The organism is Rhizobium oryzihabitans, assembly GCF_010669145.1.
Lineage (GTDB): Bacteria > Pseudomonadota > Alphaproteobacteria > Rhizobiales > Rhizobiaceae > Agrobacterium > Agrobacterium oryzihabitans.
Genome location: NZ_CP048632.1, coordinates 2,180,001 through 2,203,167 on the forward strand (window position 1 = coordinate 2,180,001; position 23,167 = coordinate 2,203,167).

The 23,167-nt window shown below is 59.2% G+C and carries 24 protein-coding genes (1 of these 24 running past the window's edge); 16 read left to right on the plus strand and 8 right to left on the minus strand.

The genetic code is table 11. The features are described 5' to 3' along the window. The 3 genes from hrpB to G3A56_RS11365 form a co-directional block, all read left to right on the plus strand. Positions 1-2,466, plus strand: the 3' portion of a protein-coding gene (gene hrpB / locus G3A56_RS11355) for an ATP-dependent helicase HrpB (RefSeq protein WP_082183337.1). It extends 21 nt beyond the left edge of the window; 2,466 of the gene's 2,487 nt are visible here — the last part of the coding sequence; the start codon falls outside the window, past its left edge; the stop codon is at positions 2,464-2,466. 29 nt (positions 2,467-2,495) lie between these two features. Then, the gene (locus G3A56_RS11360; protein WP_080600209.1) at positions 2,496-3,803 is read left to right on the plus strand and encodes an ActS/PrrB/RegB family redox-sensitive histidine kinase; all 1,308 of its coding nucleotides are present in this window, start codon (positions 2,496-2,498) and stop codon (positions 3,801-3,803) included. Between the two features lie 65 nt (positions 3,804-3,868). Continuing rightward, positions 3,869-4,456 carry an ActR/PrrA/RegA family redox response regulator transcription factor gene (locus G3A56_RS11365; RefSeq protein ID WP_082183335.1) on the plus strand — a complete coding sequence of 196 codons (588 nt, stop codon included), beginning with the start codon at positions 3,869-3,871 and terminating at the stop codon, positions 4,454-4,456. A 58-nt stretch (positions 4,457-4,514) separates the two neighbouring features. Here G3A56_RS11365 and G3A56_RS11370 read toward each other — a convergent pair whose 3' ends face one another. Next, on the minus strand, positions 4,515-5,000 hold the full coding sequence (locus G3A56_RS11370; protein ID WP_035241937.1) for an MmcB family DNA repair protein: 486 nt from the start codon (positions 4,998-5,000) through the stop codon (positions 4,515-4,517). Between the two features lie 183 nt (positions 5,001-5,183). On the opposite strand from G3A56_RS11370, the gene G3A56_RS11375 reads away from it, so the two are divergent. Continuing rightward, positions 5,184-5,897, plus strand: coding sequence for a L,D-transpeptidase (locus G3A56_RS11375; protein WP_003492889.1), 714 nt, complete (start codon positions 5,184-5,186; stop codon positions 5,895-5,897). 78 nt (positions 5,898-5,975) lie between these two features. On the opposite strand, the gene G3A56_RS11380 is transcribed toward G3A56_RS11375, so the two are convergent. From G3A56_RS11380 to hslV, 4 genes are all read right to left on the minus strand, one after another. Continuing rightward, positions 5,976-8,144 (minus strand): malate synthase G, encoded by a 2,169-nt coding sequence (locus G3A56_RS11380; protein ID WP_164056379.1) that lies wholly within the window; start codon positions 8,142-8,144, stop codon positions 5,976-5,978. Positions 8,145-8,265: 121 nt separating this feature from the next. Next, positions 8,266-9,231: a DUF1402 family protein gene (locus tag G3A56_RS11385; RefSeq protein WP_082184551.1), complete on the minus strand. Its 966-nt coding sequence runs from the start codon at positions 9,229-9,231 to the stop codon at positions 8,266-8,268. Positions 9,232-9,427: 196 nt separating this feature from the next. Then, positions 9,428-10,735, minus strand: coding sequence for an ATP-dependent protease ATPase subunit HslU (hslU, locus tag G3A56_RS11390; RefSeq protein WP_082183333.1), 1,308 nt, complete (start codon positions 10,733-10,735; stop codon positions 9,428-9,430). A gap of 84 nt (positions 10,736-10,819) precedes the next feature. After that, a complete protein-coding gene (hslV, locus tag G3A56_RS11395) occupies positions 10,820-11,344 on the minus strand; it encodes an ATP-dependent protease subunit HslV (RefSeq protein WP_003492881.1) in 525 nt (174 codons plus the stop codon). Positions 11,345-11,546: 202 nt separating this feature from the next. On the opposite strand from hslV, the gene hisB reads away from it, so the two are divergent. The 7 genes from hisB to coaA are packed head-to-tail and all read left to right on the plus strand — an operon-like array spanning position 11,547 to position 16,167. Then, the gene (hisB, locus tag G3A56_RS11400; RefSeq protein WP_082183332.1) at positions 11,547-12,143 is read left to right on the plus strand and encodes an imidazoleglycerol-phosphate dehydratase HisB; all 597 of its coding nucleotides are present in this window, start codon (positions 11,547-11,549) and stop codon (positions 12,141-12,143) included. 23 nt (positions 12,144-12,166) lie between these two features. Beyond that, the gene (locus G3A56_RS11405) at positions 12,167-12,658 is read left to right on the plus strand and encodes a DUF2628 domain-containing protein (protein ID WP_082183329.1); all 492 of its coding nucleotides are present in this window, start codon (positions 12,167-12,169) and stop codon (positions 12,656-12,658) included. Position 12,659: 1 nt separating this feature from the next. Then, positions 12,660-13,310 (plus strand): imidazole glycerol phosphate synthase subunit HisH, encoded by a 651-nt coding sequence (gene hisH / locus G3A56_RS11410; protein ID WP_082183327.1) that lies wholly within the window; start codon positions 12,660-12,662, stop codon positions 13,308-13,310. Between the two features lies 1 nt (position 13,311). Beyond that, entirely contained in the window at positions 13,312-14,055 is a 744-nt protein-coding gene (hisA, locus tag G3A56_RS11415) for a 1-(5-phosphoribosyl)-5-[(5-phosphoribosylamino)methylideneamino]imidazole-4-carboxamide isomerase (RefSeq protein ID WP_082183324.1), read from the plus strand. Further along, positions 14,052-14,828 (plus strand): imidazole glycerol phosphate synthase subunit HisF, encoded by a 777-nt coding sequence (gene hisF / locus G3A56_RS11420; protein ID WP_035241314.1) that lies wholly within the window; start codon positions 14,052-14,054, stop codon positions 14,826-14,828. Before hisA ends, hisF begins: the two co-directional genes overlap by 4 nt. A gap of 17 nt (positions 14,829-14,845) precedes the next feature. After that, positions 14,846-15,169, plus strand: coding sequence for a phosphoribosyl-ATP diphosphatase (locus G3A56_RS11425; RefSeq protein WP_082183323.1), 324 nt, complete (start codon positions 14,846-14,848; stop codon positions 15,167-15,169). Next, entirely contained in the window at positions 15,166-16,167 is a 1,002-nt protein-coding gene (gene coaA, locus G3A56_RS11430) for a type I pantothenate kinase (protein WP_175414383.1), read from the plus strand. The genes G3A56_RS11425 and coaA overlap by 4 nt, the downstream gene beginning before the upstream one ends. Positions 16,168-16,216: 49 nt before the next feature. Here the strand turns inward: coaA and lysM are convergent, their stop codons facing one another. From lysM to G3A56_RS11445, 3 genes are all read right to left on the minus strand, one after another. Next, positions 16,217-16,669 (minus strand): peptidoglycan-binding protein LysM, encoded by a 453-nt coding sequence (gene lysM / locus G3A56_RS11435; protein ID WP_003492864.1) that lies wholly within the window; start codon positions 16,667-16,669, stop codon positions 16,217-16,219. A gap of 83 nt (positions 16,670-16,752) precedes the next feature. Then, a complete protein-coding gene (arfB, locus tag G3A56_RS11440) occupies positions 16,753-17,187 on the minus strand; it encodes an alternative ribosome rescue aminoacyl-tRNA hydrolase ArfB (RefSeq protein WP_082183322.1) in 435 nt (144 codons plus the stop codon). Positions 17,188-17,299: 112 nt separating this feature from the next. Beyond that, positions 17,300-18,910 (minus strand): phosphoenolpyruvate carboxykinase, encoded by a 1,611-nt coding sequence (locus tag G3A56_RS11445; RefSeq protein WP_082183319.1) that lies wholly within the window; start codon positions 18,908-18,910, stop codon positions 17,300-17,302. A 338-nt stretch (positions 18,911-19,248) separates the two neighbouring features. Here G3A56_RS11445 and chvI point away from each other — a divergent pair, with 338 nt between their 5' ends. From chvI to G3A56_RS11470, 5 genes are all read left to right on the plus strand, one after another. Next, positions 19,249-19,977 carry a two-component system response regulator ChvI gene (gene chvI, locus G3A56_RS11450; protein ID WP_080600208.1) on the plus strand — a complete coding sequence of 243 codons (729 nt, stop codon included), beginning with the start codon at positions 19,249-19,251 and terminating at the stop codon, positions 19,975-19,977. A gap of 56 nt (positions 19,978-20,033) precedes the next feature. Next, positions 20,034-21,824 (plus strand): two-component system sensor histidine kinase ChvG, encoded by a 1,791-nt coding sequence (chvG, locus tag G3A56_RS11455; protein ID WP_164056380.1) that lies wholly within the window; start codon positions 20,034-20,036, stop codon positions 21,822-21,824. Next, complete coding sequence (locus G3A56_RS11460) at positions 21,814-22,284, plus strand: HPr kinase/phosphorylase (RefSeq protein WP_082183315.1); 471 nt, start codon at positions 21,814-21,816, stop codon at positions 22,282-22,284. The genes chvG and G3A56_RS11460 overlap by 11 nt, the downstream gene beginning before the upstream one ends. Before the next feature lie 119 nt (positions 22,285-22,403). Next, entirely contained in the window at positions 22,404-22,805 is a 402-nt protein-coding gene (locus G3A56_RS11465) for a PTS sugar transporter subunit IIA (protein WP_035222011.1), read from the plus strand. Between the two features lie 11 nt (positions 22,806-22,816). Then, the gene (locus G3A56_RS11470) at positions 22,817-23,092 is read left to right on the plus strand and encodes an HPr family phosphocarrier protein (RefSeq protein ID WP_003492846.1); all 276 of its coding nucleotides are present in this window, start codon (positions 22,817-22,819) and stop codon (positions 23,090-23,092) included. Positions 23,093-23,167 lie beyond the last annotated feature (75 nt).

A 23,167-nucleotide genomic window follows, 5' to 3' on the forward strand; every position in this document is an offset into this window, starting at 1 on the left:
ATAAAGACGGATCTGCCCGAACTTCCCGTCAGCGACGTTCTGGCAGATATCGCCGATGCGCTTGGGGGAGCAAAGCGTGCGGTTCTTTCAGCTCCGCCGGGCGCGGGCAAAACCACGCTGGTGCCGCTTCATCTCTTGCAAGAGGAATGGCGGGGTGACGGCAAGATCATTCTTCTCGAACCACGTCGGCTTGCGACCCGCGCCGCCGCCGGGCGCATGGCCGATCTGCTACATGAGGATGTCGGGGAAACCGTCGGCTACCGCATGCGGCTCGACAATCGCATCTCCTCAAGGACCCGGATTGAAGTGGTGACGGAGGGCGTGTTCGCCCGAATGGTTCTTGACGACCCGGAACTTGCCGGCGTTTCGACGGTGATTTTCGACGAGTTTCACGAACGTTCGCTCGACGGCGATTTCGGACTGGCGCTTGCGCTCGACGTGCAGGAAGGGTTGCGAGATGATCTGCGCATCCTCGTCATGTCCGCCACCCTCGATGTGGACCGCATCAGCACGCTGATGGGTGACGCCCCGGTCATTCAGAGCCTGGGTCGGACATTTCCGATCGATATCCGCTACGAGGACCGCTGGCAGGGTGTACCCGTCGAAGAGAAAGTCACAAAGGCGATTACCGAAGCCCATGCAGCGGAAACGGGCTCCATCCTCGCCTTCCTGCCGGGGCAAGCGGAAATCACCCGCACGGCCGCACGGCTGGAGGGGCGTTTTTCCGCAGATACGGATATCATCCCGCTTTACGGCAATCTTTCGCAAAAGGAGCAGGATGCGGCGATCAAGCCGGCACCGGCCGGACGGCGCAAGATCGTGCTTGCCACCTCTATCGCCGAAACCTCGATCACCATAGACGGCGTGCGCGTGGTGATCGACAGCGGGTTGCAGCGACTGCCGGTCTTCGAACCGGCAACGGGCATAACGAGGCTGGAGACTGTGCGAGTTTCGCGGGCTTCCGCCGATCAGCGGGCGGGCCGCGCTGGGCGAACGGAGCCCGGCGTTGCGGTCCGTCTTTGGCATCAAGGGCAGATGGCGGCGCTCAACGCCTTCACACCACCGCAAATTCTGGCGAGCGACCTTTCCGGCCTGGCGCTTGATCTTGCCCATTGGGGCGTTCACGATCCGTCTGCGCTTGCATTTCTGGACGCCCCTCCCGAAGCGGCGCTGAAGGAATCCATCGCGCTTCTCAAAAATCTCGGCGCACTCGATGAAGCCGGATCACTGACGCAACGCGGCCACCTCATGCGCGGCCTCTCATTGCCGCCGCGACTGGCGGCCATGGTGATTGCCGCGACGGGTGAAGGTGCGGGAAAAAAGGCGGCGATGCTCGCCGTCATGCTGACCGAACAGGGTCTCGGCGGAAACGACATTGATCTCGATGAACGATTGCGGCGCTTTCTTTCCGAGAAGAACGAGAGGGCACAGGCGGCCCGCAAGCTGGCGTCGAGGCTTTTCGATACGATCGGCGGTGCGAAGGCAGCAATCGAATTGCCGAGCGAGGCTGGTCCCCTGCTGCTGCATGCCTATCCTGACCGGATTGCGCTTCAGCGTGGAGCACGCGGCCGTTACGTGATGGCGAACGGCCGGGGTGCTGAACTCGCCGAGACCGACCGGCTTGCCGCAAGCAGGATGCTGGTGGTTGCCGACATCACCGGGCGGGCGGCGCAGCCGCGCATCCTTTCAGCTGCCGGCATCGAGCGGGCCGATATAGAAGAGCGAATGCCGCATCTTATCGTGCAGCAGGACCAGCTGCTGTTCGACAAGGCGAGCGGCCAGGCGCGTGCACGCCGCGTCACGCGCCTCGGCGCCATCATACTCGACGAAACGCCCCTACCCCGTCCCGAAGACGAACAGGCGGCGCAGGCGCTCGCCAACGGCGTTCGGGAATACGGCATCGGCATTCTTCCTTTTTCGAAAGAGACCCTTCAGCTGCGTGACAGGATCGGCTTTCTGAGCGCCAGCATCGGAGAGCCTTGGCCGGACGTCAGCGATGCGGCATTGCTTTTGCGACTGGATGAATGGTTCGTGCCCTTCCAGCACGGCGCACGCAGCCTGCAGGATATCCGGCCCGGCAGCCTCTCCGAGGGACTTTTATCCTTGGTGCCCTATGAGGTCGCGCGCGATCTCGGCAGGCTTGCGCCGACGCATTTCGAAGCACCGACGGGCCAGCGGCATCCCATCCGCTACGACGCCAGCGAACCGACGCTTTCCATTCGCGTGCAGGAGCTTTTCGGGCTGACGGCCCACCCTGCCATCGCGCAGGGACGATTGCCGCTGCTTCTGGAATTGACCTCGCCGGCGCACAGGCCGATACAGACGACACGCGATCTTCCCGGTTTCTGGGCGGGATCGTGGAAGGACGTGCGGGCGGATATGCGCGGGCGTTATCCGCGCCATCCATGGCCGGAAGATCCCGCATCGGCATTGCCGACCAGCCGCGCCAAACCGCGGGGAACGTGACGACGATGACAAAGGTAAAGGAGACGAAGGTGGCTGGTCATCCGATCGAAACCACAAGGCTTGGCCGCGCCAGCCGCAGGATAAGGCTGCAAACCATCGTATGGCTGCGCTGGCTGGCGGTGGCGGGACAGACCGCAACGATCCTGTTCGTCGCCCTGGGGCTGAATTTCCCCCTGCCGCTTCTCGCTTGCAGCCTTTTGATTGCGGCTCTGGCGCTTGCCAACCTGTTTCTCACAGCCCGTTTTCCCTCCACCTATCGTCTGGAGCCCTGGGAAGCGACGCTGCTGCTTGCTTTCGATCTGCTGCAATTGACCGCGCTCATCTATATTACCGGCGGCCTTTCCAATCCCTTCGCGCCGCTGATCTGCGTGCAGGTCATCATTGCCTTTGCCTCGCAGCCGCTTCGGCATTCTCTTATTCTTCTCGCCTTTGCCGTCATATGTTCGACGGCGATTGCCTTTTCGCCGTTTCCGGTTCCTTGGTATCCCGGCGAGGTGCTGCCGATCCAGCTTCTGCTGCATGTCGGCACCTGGGTCGCGATCATTGCTACCACTTCTTTCGCAGCCTTTTATGCCTATCGCGTTTCGCACGAGGCCAACCAGCTGGCGGATGCGCTGGCTGCGACCGAACTGGTGCTGGAGCGGGAAAAACATCTGTCGCAGCTGGATGGGCTTGCAGCAGCAGCAGCGCATGAACTTGGCACACCGCTTGCGACAATCAGTGTCGTCGCCAAGGAGATGGAGCGGGAATTCGGCAATGATGAAAGATTTGGCGAAGACATAGCGCTGCTGCGCAGCCAGAGCGAACGATGCCGCGATATTCTGCGCCGCCTCACATCGCTTTCCGCCGACAATGAGGAGCACATGCGCCGCCTGCCGCTCTCCTCCCTGATCGAGGAGGTAGTGGCGCCGCACCGGGAATTCGGCATCCGCCTGGAACTCGTTGAAAAGAACAACCGGGCTGACGAGCCGGTCGGCATCCGCAATGCCGGCGTCATTTACGGGCTGGGCAACCTGATTGAAAACGGTGTCGACTATGCGCGGGAAAAAGTAACCGTGACGGTGGACTACGATTCGCAGACCATCACTGTCATCATCGAGGATGACGGACCCGGTTATGCCCATGACGTGCTTGCGCGCATCGGCGAACCCTATGTGACCGAACGTCACAACGACACGCGGGCTGGCGGGCTGGGCCTTGGGCTTTTTATCGCCAAGACGTTGCTGGAAAGGTCCGGCGCCGCCGTCACCTTCGGAAATCGCGGTTCGAGCGGAACTGGAGCGCGGGTCACAATCGTCTGGCCTCGGGCACTTATGGACGATAAAAGAAGCCGTTGACTTTACCATCCACGTTGAAGCGGCGATAAGAAGAAAGCCGACGAAGTTGCCGGAAGGCCGGAAACATGAAAACAGAAGACCAGAACCCATCCACCAGCGTGCCGACGGACGACGAAGATCCGATCGGACCTGACAGATCACTGCTGATCGTCGATGACGACGGCCCGTTTCTACGCCGGCTTGCCCGGGCGATGGAAACACGCGGATTTGCCGTCGACACCGCCGAGACGGTCAGCGAGGGCATTGCGCGCTCCAAGGCGGCACCGCCCAAATATGCGGTCGTCGATCTGAGGCTTGCGGATGGCAATGGTCTCGAGGTCATCGAAGCCATCAGGCAGAACCGGGACGATACGCAGATCGTTGTCCTGACCGGCTACGGCAATATTGCAACCGCCGTTACCGCGGTAAAACTCGGGGCGCTGGACTATCTTGCCAAACCCGCCGATGCGGACGATGTCTTCAATGCGCTGACGCAGCGCAAGGGCGAGAAGACCGAAGTCCCTGAAAACCCCATGTCGGCGGACCGGGTTCGGTGGGAGCATATTCAGCGCGTTTATGAAATGTGCGAGCGCAACGTTTCGGAAACAGCCCGCCGGCTCAACATGCATCGGCGAACGCTGCAGCGCATTCTGGCGAAACGCGCGCCGAAGTAGAGCATTTCCAGTAAAAGTGCGAAGCGGTTCTGCGCCCGGAAAATGCGCCGAACCGGAACTACTCTCCGAAGCTGCGCCCGGTCGTCCATTCCGCCAGCATCAGCCGGGTTGCAGCGGTTCTCGAGAAATCCAGCATCACCGATTTGCGGGTCGCCGGCGGCAATTTGTGCTCCGGCGCATCGCGAAGCATATGGGCGCCATATCCATCCGACAGGATCAAGCCGCATTCCTCCGGGAAGATTTCGACCGGGACTTCCGGATGGGTCGCGAAAAACAGCCGGTCGCAATGCAGGCGGTATTCCGGCCATTTGCGGTCGACCCGAAAATCCTCGATGGAGGATTTGATCTCGATGATCCAGATTTCACCCTTCACCGACAGGCTGATGAGGTCCGCCCTGCGTCCGCTTGCAAGCGGCAGTTCCGGCAGCACCGAATGGCGCATCTCGTGCAGAAGCACTTGAACGCCACGGCGTACAAGCATCGCCTTGTCCGACTGGCGGCCGTCGATTAACGGATTATTGTTGGTAACGGAAAGAATAGTCATGGATAAAAGCTGCTGAAGCGTTTGACCTATTGTTGCAAAAAGGCAATCAACCGGCAATTTCGAGGGCACAACCGTCTTGCGGCAGCGCAACGGCTTGCCAAGAGCGGCTGAATGGAAAATAACCGATTTATCCTGTTAAGCCTACTCCTTCGCACAATTTGGCGAATTTTCCGCGAGAACGACATGCGCATCCGCACCCCATTGACCGCACTCGGTCTGACGGCAGCACTGGCTCTGGCCGGCTGCGCCGAAACCACTTCCCAATCATCTGCGCCGACTTCCGGCAAGATCGCGGCGTCCGTGCCGGTCGCCGACCCGGTTCCGGCGAAGGTCGAAACGGTCCAGATCTTCAACGATGTTTACGGCCCCGTGACCGATGCGGGCTATGCGCTGCCGGCCATTCCGATCAATCGCGTGAATGAGAAGTTCCGTCGCCAGATCGTCGAGTTCCAGACCAGTGAACGGCCGGGCACGATCATCGTCAACACGCGTGACCGTTACCTCTATTATATCCTGTCCGGTAACCGTGCGGTTCGTTACGGCATCGGCGTCGGCAAGGCGGGTTTCGCCTGGGCCGGTGAGGCCTATGTCGCCTGGAAGCAGGAATGGCCAATGTGGCATCCGCCAAAGGAAATGGCGGACCGCAAGCCGGAAGTCGCGAAATATGTCGAGGCGGGCATGGGCCCGGGTCTTTCCAACCCGCTCGGCGCGCGCGCCATGTATCTCTTCAACGAAAAGGGACAGGACACGCTGTTCCGTATCCATGGTTCGCCTGAATGGGCTTCGATCGGCACTGCCGCCTCTTCCGGCTGCATCCGCATGATCAACCAGGACGTCATGGACCTCTACAGCCGCGTCCGTCCGGGCCGCAGCTCCAAGGTTGTCGTGATCCAGTAAGATCGATACCAGACAAAGAAAAAGCCGCCGAGGAATTCCCGGCGGCTTTTTTGTTTATGGAAATGACTTGCGGCGGCGTCAGGCCGCCTGCTTCGCCTTCAGTTCAAGACGGCGGCGATGCAGAACCGGTTCGGTATAACCGTTCGGCTGCTCCCGACCCTTCAGCACCAGTTCGACGGCGGCCTGAAACGCGACCGATCCATCAAAGTCGGACGCCATCGGCAGATAGGCCGGATCTCCGGAATTCTGGCCATCGACCACCGCCGCCATGCGCTTCATGGTCTCAACGATCTGCCCCTCTGTCACCACGCCATGGCGCAGCCAGTTCGCCATATGCTGCGCGGAGATACGCAGTGTGGCGCGGTCTTCCATCAGCCCGACATTGTTGATGTCAGGCACCTTGGAGCAACCAACGCCCTGATCAACCCAGCGCACGACATAGCCGAGAATACCCTGCGCATTATTATCGAGTTCGCGCTGGATTTCCTCCGGCGTCCAGTTGGGACGCGTCGCGACCGGAACGGACAGAATATCCGAGAGCTTCGCGCGGCCGCGGCTTTTCAAGCCTTCCTGAACGGCTGCGACATCGACCTTGTGATAGTGCGTGGCGTGCAGCGTTGCCGCCGTCGGTGAAGGCACCCAAGCGGTGTTGGCGCCGGCCTTCGGATGCGCGATCTTCTGTTCCAGCATGGCCGCCATCAGGTCCGGCATAGCCCACATGCCCTTGCCTATCTGCGCATGGCCGGAAAGGCCGCATTCCAGCCCGATATCGACGTTCCAGTTCTCGTAAGCCGCGATCCAGGCCGCCTGCTTCATGTCGCCCTTGCGGATCATCGGACCCGCTTCCATCGAGGTATGGATCTCGTCGCCCGTGCGGTCGAGGAAGCCCGTATTGATGAAGACGACCCGGTCCTTTGCCGCGCGGATGCTTTCCTTGAGGTTGACCGTCGTGCGGCGCTCCTCATCCATGATGCCCATTTTCATGGTGTTAGGCGCCATACCGATCAGATTTTCGACCCGCGCGAAAATCTCGTTGGCGAAGGCGACCTCCTCCGGCCCGTGCATCTTCGGCTTGACGACATACATCGAGCCGGCGCGTGAATTCTGACGCCGCCCGGACGGGCCAACATCATAAAGCGCGATCAGCGCGGTGACGACGCCGTCCATGATGCCTTCCGGCACCTCACGACCATCCCTGTCGAGGATTGCCGGATTGGTCATGAGATGACCGACATTGCGCACCAGCATCAGGGAGCGCCCCGGCAGAGTAAGCGCCGACCCATCGGGGGCCGTATAATAACGATCCGGATTGAGGCTGCGGGTGAAGGTCTTGCCACCCTTCGACACCTCCTCCGTCAGGTCGCCGCGCATCAGGCCAAGCCAGTTGCCATAAACCAGCACCTTGTCCTCGGCGTCGACTGCAGCAACCGAATCCTCGCAATCCATGATGGTCGTGAGCGCTGATTCGAGAAGGACATCCGAGATACCCGCCTTGTCGCCCTTGCCGATTTCTGTCGACGGATCGATGACGATCTCCGTGTGCAAACCATTCTTGCCAAGCAGGATGGTTGCCGGTTTTTCCGCCTCACCGGTAAAGCCCTTGAATTGCGCCGCATCCTTCAGTTCCGTCGTGCCCTCACCGATTGCAAGCTGCAATACGCCGCCGACAATCTCGAAGCCGGTCACATCCGACCATCCTGCCGTTTCGAGCGGGGCCGATTCGTTGAGGAAGTTCCGCGCCCAGGCAATGACCTTGTCACCGCGCTTGGGACTGTAGCCCCTGCCCTTTTCCGCTCCGTCGGCATCAGAAATGGCATCCGTTCCGTAAAGCGCATCATAGAGCGAACCCCAGCGGGCGTTCGCAGCATTCAGCGCATAACGCGCATTCATGACCGGAACGACGAGCTGCGGGCCAGCAACGGCGGCAATTTCAGGGTCGACGTTGCTCGTTTCCACCTTGAAGTCGGGGCCTTCCGGCAGCAGATAACCGATTTCCTTCAGAAAACCCTCATACACATCGAAATCCGTCGGTGCGCCGTTCTGCCGGTACCAGCCATCAAGCTTTTCCTGCAAGGCGTCGCGCTTGGCGAGCAGCTCACGGTTTTTCGGGGAAAGCTCGTGGACGATGGCTGAAAAGCCCTCGAAAAAAGCCTCGCTGTTCAGGCCCGTGCCCGGCAGCACCTCATCCGTCAAAAAGGCATGAAGCCTGTTATCGATGGAAAGACCGAATTTATCCGTGCGGCTCACATGCGCCTCCATTTTAACTTGAGGGCACAGAGTGGACGCTGAGGCGGCCGCTCGTCAATTGCGGGAGACAACCAAATATTATTTCCATTTTGGAAATAATGCAGGAGATAATCGCCTTTTCCTACAAAAGCGCCTGCAGGTCCTTGAGGCGGTCATTCACCAGCCAGCCGTAATAATTCTCTTCCGGCAACAGGGGCTGTTCCCCGCCAGCGGCGCGCTGGCGGTTTTTCTGGGCGAGCGCCGCCGCACGTTGCTGCGAGCCGCCGACATTATAAAGCGTCGAGGTTACGCCCGGATTTCTGGTGATGTCCATGTCGGCAATGGATTTATAGTCATCGATCGATCTACGGATGGATGCCGCCATGAAGGCCAGCGAACGGTCGGGATCCATGATCGCGGTATAAACGGCTGTGGCGTCATTCTCGTCCAGCTTCTCGTAACCGGACGTTCTCGACACCATGTCGGACAGCATCAGTGCCGTCAGCGGATTGATCTGGCCGAGACCGAAAGTCTGTCCTGCATAAAAGGGCTGGAAGAATACGGCGCTGAAACGATTGTTCGGATAGGCAACGCCATCCACCGTCTTGCCGCGGAAGCTGTCGTCCCAGACGTCTTCCCGACAATTCCAAAGGCTGTAGGAGTCCTTTTTCGACTGGCATCTGGAAAATTGCGAATGCGTCAGAAACTGCGCAATGGTTTCGTCCTTGTAGCCGAAACGGAAGCTGTTGCCGGCATAGGAAGCCGCCTTGACGTAATAGGATTGCAGGCGGTCATAGGCATCGACATTATAAGTATGCTCACCAACGATTGCGCCTATCATATGGATCGGATCGATACCGTAGCGCCCGGCCGTCGACTTGATCTTGCCGATCAGCGCCTTGTCGGAGGACAGGAGGTCGATCACTTTCTGGTATTTGCGCTCGAAAGAGGTGTTGGACGCCTTGGTCCTCTTTGCGGAAGCGCCCGGGACGCCCGGCTGTTCTGCATTGCGATTGCCCGGCGGAACGACCGTCGCAGCCTCGGCAAAGGAAGACGAGACGACGGTGAACGTCAAAGCAGCGGCAAATGCCAGAAGAGTTTTGCGCACGAGCGAATGCCTTTTCTCAAGCCTGCGGTTTCCCTGGCGACATATGCGGGAAAACCGGACCATTCCACCAAAGCGGTTCCAACCGGAATGCAGCCCTTCCATAAACAAAATGCGGGCTGAATGCGAGACAAGGCAGATAAAATAAAAGAGTGCGGCAAATATGGCCGCACTCTCACCTCTTTGATCTGAAGAGTCTTCAGAGAATATAGCGCGACAAATCCGTATCGGCAGCAAGATCGCCGACATGTTTTTTCACATATTCCTGATCGATCTTGACGGCTGAACCACCGCGATCCGGTGCATTGAACGAAATCTCGTCCAGAACACGTTCCATCACGGTCTGCAGGCGGCGCGCACCGATATTCTCGACCGACGAGTTGAGATGAACGGCCACGTCGGCCAAAGCATCTATCGCATCGTCAGTGAAGTCGAGATCGAGTTCTTCCGTCGCCATCAGCGCCTTGTACTGGCGGATGAGGCTTGCTTCCGTCTCCGTCAGGATACGGCGGAAGTCCTCCTTCGTCAGCGGCTTCAGCTCCACGCGGATCGGCAGACGACCCTGAAGCTCCGGCAGAAGGTCGGAAGGCTTTGCCACATGGAACGCGCCCGATGCGATGAAGAGCACGTGGTCGGTTTTCACCGGTCCATATTTCGTCGAAACCGTCGTGCCCTCGACAAGCGGCAGAAGATCACGCTGCACACCTTCGCGCGAGACGCCGGCACCCATGCCACCGTCACGGGCAGCGATCTTGTCGATCTCGTCGAGGAAGACGATACCGTCATTTTCCACCGACTTCACCGCTTCGCGCTGGATCATTTCATTGTCGAGCAGCTTGTCGGATTCGTCGCGGACAAGATCGGTATAAGACTTCGAAACCGTGGTGCGCACCTTCTTGGTACGTCCGCCCATGGCCTTGCCGAACATTTCCGACAGGTTAAGAACGCCGATATTGGCGCCCGGCATGCCGGGAATTTCAAAGCCGGGCATGCCCGATCCGCTGTCTGCAACCTCGATGTCGATTTCCTTGTCGTCCAGTTCACCATCACGCAGCTTCTTGCGGAAGCTTTCGCGGGTGCCGGGCGACGCCGTCGATCCGACCAGTGCGTCAAGCACCCGTTCTTCGGCGCTGGCATGGGCCTTTGCCTGAACCTCGGCACGCTTCTTTTCACGCACGAGACCGATGCCGATTTCGACCAGATCGCGGATGATCTGCTCGACATCGCGGCCGACATAACCGACTTCGGTAAACTTGGTCGCCTCGACCTTGATGAAGGGCGCGCCGGCAAGCTTGGCCAGGCGGCGGGAAATCTCCGTCTTGCCGACACCGGTCGGTCCGATCATCAGAATGTTTTTCGGCATGACTTCGTCGCGCAGGCTCTCATCGAGCTGCTGGCGGCGCCAGCGGTTGCGCAGCGCAATGGCGACCGCACGTTTCGCATCATGCTGGCCGATGATGTGGCGATCGAGTTCCGAGACAATTTCCCGGGGAGAAAAAGTGGTCATTCTGTCCTCTCGGCTTTCCTGTTCCGACCGGCCTTTCTGGCCCGGCCCACAGGACCCTTGGGTGAGAAATGGGGTGGAATATGCTTACTCGGCGTCGAGAGTTTCGATGACGAGGTTATGGTTGGTATAAACGCAGATATCGGCGGCGATATCGAGCGACTGGCGCGCCACGTCTTCTGCCGACTTGTCCGTGTCCATCATCGCGCGGGCAGCCGCAAAGGCGTAGTTACCGCCCGAGCCGATGGCGATCGCGCCGTGTTCCGGCTCCAGCACGTCACCATTACCGGTGATGGCCAAAGTGGTGGATTTGTCGGCCACCAGCATCATGGCTTCGAGGTTGCGCAGATATTTGTCCGTGCGCCAATCCTTCGCGAGCTCGACGGCTGCGCGCATCAACTGGCCGGGATATTGCTCGAGTTTCTTTTCGAGACGGTCGAGCAGCGTGAAGGCATCCGCGGTCGCACCGGCAAAACCGGCAATCACTTCGCCCTTGCCGATGCGGCGAACCTTGCGGGCGTTGCCCTTCATGACGGTCTGGCCAAGGCTTACCTGACCATCGCCAGCCATGACGACCTTGCCGCCCTTCCTGACTGTAATAATCGTTGTCATCAAACACCTGTCTGCCCTGCCGGGCCTGCTGTTAACGGGCCGGCATCCGGCCCTTCTCGAGTTCTATGTAAGTTTGCTTTTCACGATTGCAATCTTGGGCGCCGTGCACCGTTTTGCGCAAGCCAGGCAAGACGATGGAACAACTGGATATTTGTGTCCCGTGCTGATAAGGAACGGCAACATTTTCACGGAGCGGCCACAAATGGCAGAACGTAAAGGCGAGATTATCCGCAAGACCAACGAAACCTCGGTTTCGGTGCGCGTGGATATCGACGGCACCGGCAAGTCGACAATTTCCACCGGCGTTGGATTTTTCGACCATATGCTGGACCAGCTCAGCCGCCACTCGCTGATCGACATGGACATCGAGGTCAAGGGCGACCTGCATATCGATGACCACCACACCGTGGAAGATACGGGCATCGCCATCGGCCAGGCCATCGCCAAGGCGCTGGGCGACCGGCGCGGCATTACCCGTTATGCCTCGCTCGACCTCGCCATGGATGAGACGATGACCAAGGCCGCCGTCGATATTTCCGGGCGTCCCTTCCTGGTCTGGAACGTGAATTTCTCCGCACCGAAGATCGGCACCTTCGACACCGAGCTGGTGCGTGAGTTCTTTCAGGCGCTGGCGCAGAATGCCGGCATCACCCTGCATATCCTGAACCATTACGGCGCCAACAACCATCATATCGCCGAAACATGCTTCAAGGCCGTTGCCCGCGTTCTTCGCGCGGCAACCGAGATCGACCCCCGGCAGGCAGGCCGCGTTCCCTCGACAAAGGGCATGCTGGCCTGACCGCCAAAGCTGTCAGGAAGCCCATGACAAGCTATCTCGTTCTGGAAGCCCCCAACGGGCCGGACAGGGATCATAAAACGACCCGCTTCATCGCAGACCGTTTCGTCTGGCTGGCGCTGATTGCGCCCTGGCTGTGGCTCGCCCTGAACCGGTTGTGGCTGGCGGCCGCCATTGTTTTCGTCGCCATCCTTCTGGCCGGTCAGGCATCGATGTTACCCGGGTTTGAACCGGCCGGCATTCTGTGCGGTTTCGCCATTGCCCTCATCACCGCACTGGAAGGACGCAATTTTCTCGTCCGGCACCTGATCGGCAAAGGCTGGAAGATGACTTCCGTCATTTCCGCCCCTGATCTTTCGAGTGCAGAGGAAATATATTTCTCCGACCTCACCGATACCGCAACGACGGAACAGCTGTCGCAGCCGGTATGGACCCCTGCGCCGCAAAGGAGCGGCGACAAAAACTTCGTCAACGATCCCGCCGGATCGTTTCTTTTCGACTTGAATGGAAGGCGCTGACATGCGTGTCGCGATCATCGACTACGGTTCGGGCAATCTGCGTTCGGCCACCAAAGCTTTCGAGCGTGCCGCCCGTGAAGCAGGCATCAGTGCAACCATCGACCTGACCGACAGGCCGGATCACGTCGCATCGGCGGACCGCATCGTTCTGCCTGGTGTCGGTGCCTATGCCGATTGCCGTGCAGGCCTCGATGCCGTTCCCGGCATGCATGAGGCGCTCATTGAAGCCGTCGAGAAAAAAGCCCATCCCTTCCTCGGCATCTGCGTCGGCATGCAGCTGATGTCCTCACGCGGTCTGGAAAAGACCGTCAGTGCCGGGCTTGGCTGGATCGAAGGCGACGTCGTGGAAATGACGCCGTCCGATCCGGGCCTGAAGATTCCGCAGATCGGCTGGAACACGCTGGAAATCCGGCATGCCCACCCGCTATTCGAAGGCATCAAGACCGGCGCGGACGGGTTGCATGCCTATTTCGTGCATTCCTATCATCTGGCGGCAAAACATCCGGCGGACGTGATCGCCACCACCAATTACGGTGGCGCGATGACGGCTTTCGTCGGCCGTGACAATATGGCGGGCGCGCAGTTCCACCCGGAAAAAAGCCAGACGCTCGGCCTTGCCCTGATTTCCAATTTCCTGCGCTGGAAGCCCTGACATGATTCTTTTTCCCGCAATCGACCTTAAAGACGGCCAGTGCGTTCGCCTGAAACTCGGCGATATGGACCAGGCCACCGTTTATAACGAAGACCCCGGAGCACAGGCCAAGGCCTTCGAGGATCAGGGTTTCGAATGGCTGCATGTCGTTGATCTCAACGGCGCCTTTGCCGGCCAGACAGTCAACGGCGAGGCGGTCGACGCCATTCTGAAAGCCACGAAAAACCCGGTGCAGCTTGGCGGCGGCATCCGCACGCTCGATCATATCGAAGCGTGGCTCAGCCGTGGGCTTGCCCGTGTCATTCTCGGCACCGTGGCGGTGCGCGACCCGGTTCTGGTTATCGAAGCCTGCAAGCGTTTCCCTGGTCAGGTCGCCGTCGGCATCGACGCCAAGGGTGGCAAGGTTGCCGTGGAAGGCTGGGCGGAAGCCTCCGAACTCGGCGTCATCGAACTTGCCAAACGTTTCGAAGGCGCCGGCGTCGCCGCCATCATCTACACCGATATCGATCGCGACGGCATTCTGGCCGGCATCAACTGGGCCTCAACGCTGGAACTGGCGAATGCCGTGTCGATCCCGGTCATCGCCTCCGGCGGCCTCGCCTCCATCGAGGACATCAAGCGCATGTTGCAGCCCGATGCTGCAAAGCTCGAGGGTGCTATTTCAGGTCGTGCGCTTTATGACGGGCGCATCGACCCCGCCGAGGCGCTTGCTCTCATCAAGGCTGCAAAGGAGGTAAACGCATGACCCTCAAAGCCCGCGTTATCCCATGCCTCGATGTGAAAGACGGCCGCGTCGTCAAGGGCGTGAACTTCGTCGACCTGATCGACGCCGGTGATCCCGTCGAGGCGGCGAAGGCCTATGATGCGGCGGGAGCGGACGAACTCTGCTTTCTCGACATCACCGCTTCGTCCGACAATCGCGACACGATTTTCGACGTCGTATCGCGCACCGCCGACCATTGCTTCATGCCGCTCACCGTCGGCGGCGGTGTCCGCGCCGTCGCTGACATCCGCAAGCTGCTTCTCTGCGGTGCCGACAAGGTCTCGATCAATTCCGCAGCGGTGAAGGATCCTGATTTCGTCGCGCAGGCCGCCGACAAGTTCGGCAACCAGTGCATAGTCGTCTCGATCGACGCCAAGAGGGTTTCGAAAGACGGGGAAGCCGACCGCTGGGAAATCTTCACCCATGGCGGACGCCAGCCGACCGGGATCGATGCCGTGGAATTCGCCGTCAAAATGGTTGAACGCGGCGCCGGCGAATTGCTCGTCACCTCGATGGACCGCGATGGCACCAAAAGCGGATACGATATCGGCCTGACACGCAGCATTGCCGATCAGGTTCGCGTCCCCGTCATCGCCTCGGGCGGCGTCGGAACGCTTGATGATCTGGTGGCAGGTGTGCGTGATGGCCATGCCACCGCGGTGCTTGCCGCTTCCATCTTCCACTTCGGCACCTATTCGATCGGACAAGCCAAGACCTATATGGCCGAGCATGGCATCCCCATGCGTCTCGACTGATTGCAGGAACCTCTTCCATGAGTGCATTTTCCCTTTCCGATCTGGAGCGCATCGTCGCGACACGCGCCGCCGCCTCTCCCGATGAATCCTGGACAGCCAAACTTGTTGCGGCGGGTCAGGAACGTGCGGCTAAAAAACTGGGCGAAGAGGCGGTTGAGGCCGTCATCGCCGCCATCGCGAAAGACCGCGACGGGCTGAAAAACGAGGCCGCCGATCTGCTTTATCACCTGATGGTGGTGCTGAAGATTGCCGACATTCCGCTTGCCGATGTTTTTGCCGAGCTGGAGCGCCGAACCGGACAGACCGGGCTTGCGGAAAAGGCAGCGAGGCCGACATCATGAACGTCAAGGCAGGCAGCGGGGAGAGAGGCATGCCGAGCACACTCGATCATTTCCGCCCGGATGAATATTCGCCCTACCACTTCTTCAGCTCTGAAGAATGGGCGAATTTTCGCGCCGACACGCCACTCACCCTTTCCGCCGACGAGGTGAAAAGGCTGCGTTCGCTGGACGACCCGATCGATCTGGACGAAGTGCGGCGGATCTATCTTTCGCTGTCGCGCCTCTTGTCATCGCATGTGGAAGCGTCGCAGCTGCTTTTCGAACAGCGCAACCGCTTCCTGAATATGGCGGACGTAAACAAGACGCCTTTCGTCATCGGCATTGCCGGGTCGGTGGCCGTTGGCAAATCAACAACGGCGCGTATCCTGAAGGAGCTTCTGGCCCGCTGGCCCTCCAGCCCGAAAGTCGATCTCATCACCACCGACGGGTTTCTTTACCCGAACGAGGTGCTGCGGCGCGAAAACCTGATGGAGCGCAAGGGCTTTCCGGAGAGCTACGATATCGGCGCTTTGCTGCGTTTCCTCTCGGCGATCAAGGCGGGCCAACCGAATGTGAAGGCCCCGCGCTATTCCCACCTGACCTATGACGTTTTGCCGAACGAATTCACTGTCATCGACCAGCCGGACATCCTGATCTTCGAAGGCATCAACGTTCTGCAATCGCGCGACCTGCCGGCGGGCGGGCGGATCGTACCGATCGTTTCCGATTTCTTCGATTTCTCGATCTATATCGATGCTGACGAGGACTTCATTCACAACTGGTATGTGAACCGGTTCATGAATCTGCGGCAAACCGCGTTCCGCGACCCGAATTCGTTCTTCAATCGCTATGCATCGATCAGCGAGGAAGCAGCACTCAGCATTGCCGAGGGTCTCTGGCAAAACATCAACCTGAAGAACCTGCGCCAGAACATCGTGCCCACGCGACCGCGCGCCGACCTTATCTTGCGCAAGGGAAAGAACCACCTGATCGACACGGTGGCGCTTCGCAAGCTGTAAAAGATGCCGCGCGAGGCGGCATCTCCACTGCAGCGGTTAAAAGCCGTTATTACGCAAGGTCTGGAATACGCAGGACCTGACCGGGATAGATTTTATCGGGGTGAGTCAGCATCGGCTTGTTGGCTTCGAAGATGATGTTGTTCTTCGCACCATTGGCCTTGCCATATTGCGCTTCGGCGATCTTCCAGAGATTGTCGCCCTTCTTGACCGTGTAGAAGACGGGTTCTTTCGCCGGCGCTTCGGCGACCTTCAGTTCACCCGCCTCGACCTTGGAAATGCCGAGCGTATTGCCAACCGCGATGACCGCCTTTTCGAAAACCGACTGATCGGCCACTTCGCCCTTCAGAACGACCTTGTCGTCCACCACTTCGACCTGAACCTTGTCCGTGCCGAGATCGTGGGAAGCGAGTTCCTTTTTGACCGCTTCGACATCGGGGGCATCATCACCACCGCCGATACCAAGCTTCTTTCCCGCTTCCTTGATGAAATTGAACAGACCCATAGCACCCTCCTTGGTTGTAGGGATGCTTACCAGACGATATTTGAGGCTCTATGACAAGTGCGAAACATTTCGCCGTCTGCCGCCTATTCGCCTGACGGTTTGCCACGCATTTTCTTCACGTCCGAACGTCCGGACTTTGCCTTGAGGCGGCGCTCGACCGAGCCTTTGGTCGGCTTGGTGGCCTTGCGCACCGGTGGCGGCGGGGCGGCGGCTTCAAGGATCAGTTCCTTCAGCCGATCACGGGCATCTTCCCGATTGCGCTCCTGGCTGCGAAACCGGCTCGCCTCGATCATCAGCACGCCTTCTTTCGAAACGCGCCGGCCGCCCAGCCGCAGGGCGTTTGCCTTTACCCGGTCTGGCAGGGAAGGTGAATTGGCGATGTCTAAAAACAGCTGGACCGCCGTCGAGACCTTGTTGACATTCTGGCCGCCGGGACCACCGGCCAGCACGAATTGCTCCGTCAGCTCCCAGCCGGCGATGGTAATACGGTTGCTGATGTAAAGCGCGTCGCTGGCCATGATCTTTCTCCGCGCCGGTGATGCCACAGATCACAAAAAATGAAAACAGCAGGCCAAACGAAAGAACCCGGCACAAGGCCGGGTCCCCTCCTCCTCATAAATGAGGCTTCATTCATTCAGCCGCGAGCAGCAGGCCAGGTGCAGCGTCGCGAACCTTGCTGTCCACATGATCTTCGAACTTGGTGAAGTTCGTGACGAACATGGAAACCAGCTTCTTCGCCTGCGCATCGTAAGCTGCACCATCGGCCCAGGTCGAACGCGGATCGAGGATCGCGCTATCGACGCCTTCCAGCGACAGCGGCACGGCGAAGCCGAAATTCGCATCGGTGCGGAATTCGGCACCCTTGAGCTCACCGGTAAGTGCCGCCGTCAGAAGCGCGCGGGTCGCCTTGATGGGCATGCGCTTGCCGATGCCGTAAGCGCCGCCGGTCCAGCCAGTGTTGACCAGCCAGCAATCGACGCCATGCTTGCCAATCAGCTCACGCAGCAGGTTGCCGTATTCCGCCGGATGGCGCGGCATGAAGGGCGCGCCGAAGCAGGTGGAGAAGGTTGCTTCCGGTTCAGTCACGCCTTTTTCCGTGCCGGCAACCTTTGCGGTGTAACCGGAGAGGAAGTGGTACATGGCCTGTTCCGGCGTCAGACGCGCGATCGGCGGCAGCACACCGAAAGCATCCGCCGTCAGCATGATGATCGTCTTCGGATGGCCGGCAATGCCCGTTTCCGATGCATTCGGAATGAAGTGCAGCGGATAGGCGCTGCGGGTGTTTTCCGTCAGCGAATTGTCGTTGAAATCAGGAACGCGGTTTTCGTCCAGCACGACGTTTTCGAGAACCGTGCCGAAACGGCGGGTCGCGGCATAGATTTCCGGCTCGGCTTCCGCCGAAAGCTTGATCGCCTTGGCGTAGCAACCACCTTCGAAATTGAAGATGCCATGCTCACCCCAGCCATGTTCGTCGTCGCCGATCAGCGTGCGCGACGGATCGGCCGAAAGCGTGGTCTTGCCGGTGCCGGAGAGACCGAAGAACACGGCGGAATCACCCTCGGGACCCACATTGGCCGAGCAATGCATCGGCATCACGCCCTTGGCCGGCAGAAGGTAGTTCAGCACCGTGAAGACGGACTTCTTGTTTTCGCCGGCATAGGAGGTGCCGCCGATGAGGACGAGACCATTGGTGAGATCGCAGGCGATGACAGTTTCCGTACGCACGCCGTGACGGGCGGGATCTGCCTTGAAGCTCGGCAGGTTGATGATGGTCAGCTTCTGCTTGAAGCCCGCCAGTTTCTCCTGCTTCGGGCGGATCAGCAGATTGCGGATGAACAGCGAATGCCAGGCAAGCTCGGTGACGACGCGTGTTGGCAGCGCGTTTTCCTCATCGGCGCCGCCGATCAGATCCTGCACGTAAAGTGTCTTGCCGGCGGCATGGGCCAGCATGTCCTGGCGCAGCAGCTCGAAATTTTCCGGCGACAAAGGCTTGTTGTTGTCCCACCAGATGGTGTTCTCGGTGGAGGCATCACGAACGACGAACTTATCCTTCGGCGAGCGGCCCGTATGCTGACCGGTGACGGCGCGCAGCGCACCATCGATGGTCAGTTCAGCCTCGCCGTTGCGGATCGCCTCTTCGTATAATTCGCTCTCATTGAGGTTATAAAAGACGCGGGAGGCCTCGCCCAGTCCGAGTTCCGCAACTCCATTGGCAGGATTATGAACCCCAAGCTCGTTCATGACGCGTTCCTTGTTAATGACGATAAGGACGTTGAAATTTCCTCGGAAAATACGTGGCGGCTTTTAGAAACGCAAGAGCTTCACTTTAAAAAACTTAGTGATTTCAATATATTAATCGATTTAAAAGATTTTATTTCTTTTTAAATCGGTTGAAGACGCATTAAAATCCGGCTGCGGCGTTTTCACCGAAATCCCCTGATCGCGCTGCGGATTTGGCTGCGAGATTTCCTTTGCCACAATTTGTTCCACCTTTATACTCAAGAGAGTGGCTCACGGCGCACAACCTTGGCTGGGTGGATGTCGGGAGTTACGAGAAAATGACGATGGAGACCAACTACATGCAGACTATCGCGCTTGTCGACGATGACCGGAACATTCTCACTTCGGTATCGATCGCGCTCGAAGCCGAAGGGTACCGGGTCGAAACGTATACGGACGGCGCGTCCGCGCTTGACGGGCTGATCGCCCGCCCGCCGCAGCTCGCCATTTTCGACATCAAGATGCCCCGCATGGACGGCATGGAGCTTTTGCGGCGTCTTCGCCAGAAATCGGATATTCCCGTTATCTTCCTGACGTCCAAGGACGAAGAGATCGACGAATTGTTCGGCCTGAAGATGGGCGCTGACGATTTCATCACAAAGCCTTTTTCGCAGCGCCTTCTGGTGGAGCGCGTCAAGGCCATCCTGCGCCGCGCCAGCAGCCGCGATGCTTCCCCCGTTGCCGGTGGCGGCGCGGCGAAACCGACTGCGGACCAGCAGGCGCGCACGCTTGAACGCGGACAGCTCGCCATGGACCAGGAGCGCCACACCTGCACCTGGAAGGGTGAACCGGTAACACTCACCGTGACCGAATTCCTCATCCTGCATTCGCTGGCACAGAGGCCGGGCGTGGTGAAAAGCCGCGACGCGCTGATGGATGCCGCCTATGACGAACAGGTCTATGTGGACGACCGCACGATCGACAGCCACATCAAACGCCTTCGCAAGAAGTTCAAATTGGTCGACGGCGACTTCGATATGATTGAAACGCTTTATGGCGTAGGATATCGCTTCCGCGAAGCAGCTTAAACAAGCGCGCCAAGCGGAAGAGACCACCCGACGAGTGGTGGCGAGGACTTAAATACGTGTTGAAGAAAACGCCGGAAACCGTCTCGGACAGTGACGATGCCGAAGATCGCGGCAGCGAACGCCGCCATCGTATCCATCCACTGACGATTATCCGGCGCATCTTCGGCAATGCGGTGTTTTCCAGCCTCACGCGCCGTATTCTTTTCTTCAACGTCGCAGCGACGGTCGTTCTGGTCGGCGGCATTCTCTACCTCAACCAGTTCCGCGAGGGGCTGATCGATGCGCGGGTGGAGAGCCTTCTGACACAGGGCGAAATCATTGCTGGCGCCATTTCCGCCTCCGCCTCTGTTGACACCAACTCGATCACCATCAATCCGGAAAAGCTTCTCGAATTGCAGGCGGGGCAGAGCATCACCCCTGCCCTCAATGACGAGGACTTAAGTTTCCCGATCAATCCGGAACGGGTGGCCCCGGTGCTGCGCCGGCTGATTTCACCGACCCGCACACGCGCGCGTCTGTTCGATGCCGACGCCAACCTGCTTCTCGATTCCCGCCATCTTTATTCCCGCGGGCAGGTCCTGCGCTTCGATCTGCCGCCGGTGACGCCGGAAACCCAGACCTGGGGTGAATGGTTCACCAGCATGTTCAACCGCATGCTGCAACCAAGCAGCCTGCCGCAATACAAGGAAGCACCGGGCGGCGACGGCTCAATCTATCCGGAAGTGATGAATGCACTGACCGGCGTGCGTGGCGCCGTCGTGCGCGTCACCGAAAAGGGCGAGCTGATCGTTTCGGTTGCCGTGCCGGTGCAGCGCTTCCGGGCCGTGCTCGGCGTGCTGCTGCTGTCGACGCAGGCAGGCGATATCGACAAGATCGTGCATGCGGAACGCCTTGCGATCATGCGCGTCTTCGGCATCGCCACGCTGGTCAATATCGTGCTGTCGCTGCTCCTCTCCTCCACCATCGCCACGCCGCTGCGGCGGCTTTCGGCCGCCGCGATCCGTGTGCGCCGCGGGGCGAGAACCCGTGAGGAAATACCGGATTTCTCAGCGCGTCAGGACGAGATCGGCAACCTCTCGATAGCGTTGCGTGAAATGACGACCGCACTTTACGATCGTATCGATGCGATCGAAAGTTTCGCTGCCGACGTCAGCCACGAGCTCAAAAACCCGCTGACGTCGCTGCGCAGTGCCGTTGAAACGCTGCCGCGCGCCAAGACCGAAGAGTCCAAGCAGCGCCTCACTGAGATCATTTTCCACGATGTGCGCCGCCTCGACCGCCTCATCAGCGATATTTCGGATGCCTCGCGGCTCGATGCCGAGCTGGCGCGCGCCGATGCCTCGCCGCTCGATCTTGATGTCCTGATGAAGGGTCTGGTGGATATATCCCGCCAGATAAGCACCAAAAAGAAAAGCGTGACGATCGACTATGTCGTCGACCGGAAGGCGGGCACCAAGACCTCTTTCGTGGTGAATGGCCACGATCTTCGCATAGGCCAGATCGTCACTAACCTCATCGAGAATGCGCGATCTTTCGTTGCAGAGGAAAGCGGCCGTATCACCGTGCGCCTTTCCCGCCACAAGGATCGTTGCCTTGTGCAGGTGGAAGATAACGGACCCGGCATTCAGGCAGAAGATATCGACCGGATTTTCGAGCGCTTCTACACCGATCGGCCGGCCAGCGAAGGCTTCGGGCAGAATTCCGGCCTTGGCCTTTCCATCAGCCGCCAGATCGCCGAAGCCCATGGCGGAAGCCTCAGGGCGGAAAATGTTGTCGACAAATACGGCGTGATTTCCGGCGCGCGCTTCACCCTGTCGCTGCCGGCGGCCGAGACCCATGAACGCTGAACGCTTCAACCTGCACGCTACCGCCATCGTCGTAGACGACACCGGCATCCTCTTCACCGGACCCTCCGGCAGCGGCAAAAGCGAGCTTGCCTTCAGCTTCCTGGTCGAGGCTGAACGCTGCGGATTGACGGCAGCACTGATCGCGGACGATCAGATTTTCGTGTATCGCGATGGCGAAACCATCATTGCAGAGCGGCCGGAAGCAATCGCCGGATTGCTGGAACTGCGCGGCAGCGGCATTGTTTCACTCAAAAGCATTGCGAGTGCGCCACTGGATTTCGCCGTTACGACAGTTCTTTCACCCGAAAACCCAAGACTTCCTGAAGATGACGAGGTGGTGTTGCTACCCTGCGGCGGGCATCTTCCGCTTCTGCGCATTCCGCTTTCCAGTCTTACGCCCTATGGAAAATTTGCTGCACTTGCTCAAAATCTTTTTAAAACGAATGTGAAGCGACCGTGATTCGGGCGATTTTAGGCTTGCGATTCGCATTTTCCTCATCAAGATGAAATCCCACCGATGGACAGGATTGCCGCGTTGCGATAGTCGGCAATGAGAGTGCGTGTGCAAGGGAGCATTTCATGATCGGACTAGTGCTTGTCACCCATGGCAAGCTGGCTGAGGAGTTTCGCCATGCGTTGGAGCATGTCGTCGGTCCCCAGAAATTGATCGAGACGGTCTGTATCGGTCCCGAAGACGACATGGATCAGCGCCGGCAGGATATCATCGACGCCGTCACACGCGCCAATGATGGCAATGGCGTCATTATCCTGACGGATATGTTCGGCGGCACGCCCTCCAATCTCGCGATTTCCGTCATGAATAACGGCAATGTCGAAGTCATCGCCGGCGTCAATCTTCCCATGCTGATAAAGCTCGCCGGCGTTCGCAGCGAAGACAACATGGACAAGGCGCTCCAGGATGCATCTGACGCCGGCCGCAAATATATCAACGTCGCCAGCCGCGTTTTGAGCGGCAAGTGAGAAGTCAGCCCATGTCGCCATTCTCCCGGGAATTACCGATCATCAACAAACGCGGTCTCCACGCCCGGGCATCCGCGAAGTTCGTGCAGATGGTCGAGGGGTTCGACGCGACGATCACGGTTTCCAAGGATGGCATGACCGTTGGCGGCACTTCCATCATGGGTCTCATGATGCTGGCGGCCAGCCCCGGCTGCAGCGTCTATGTCGAGGCAAGCGGTAACCAGGCGGAAGAAGCGCTTGCCGCACTCGAGGCGCTTGTCGCCGACCGCTTCGGCGAAGAAGCCTGACCTCTCCTCATATAAAGACATAAAGACTTCTTTATATCATCATTGCCAGATCGTTTGTGGCCTGCTAAACCCCTG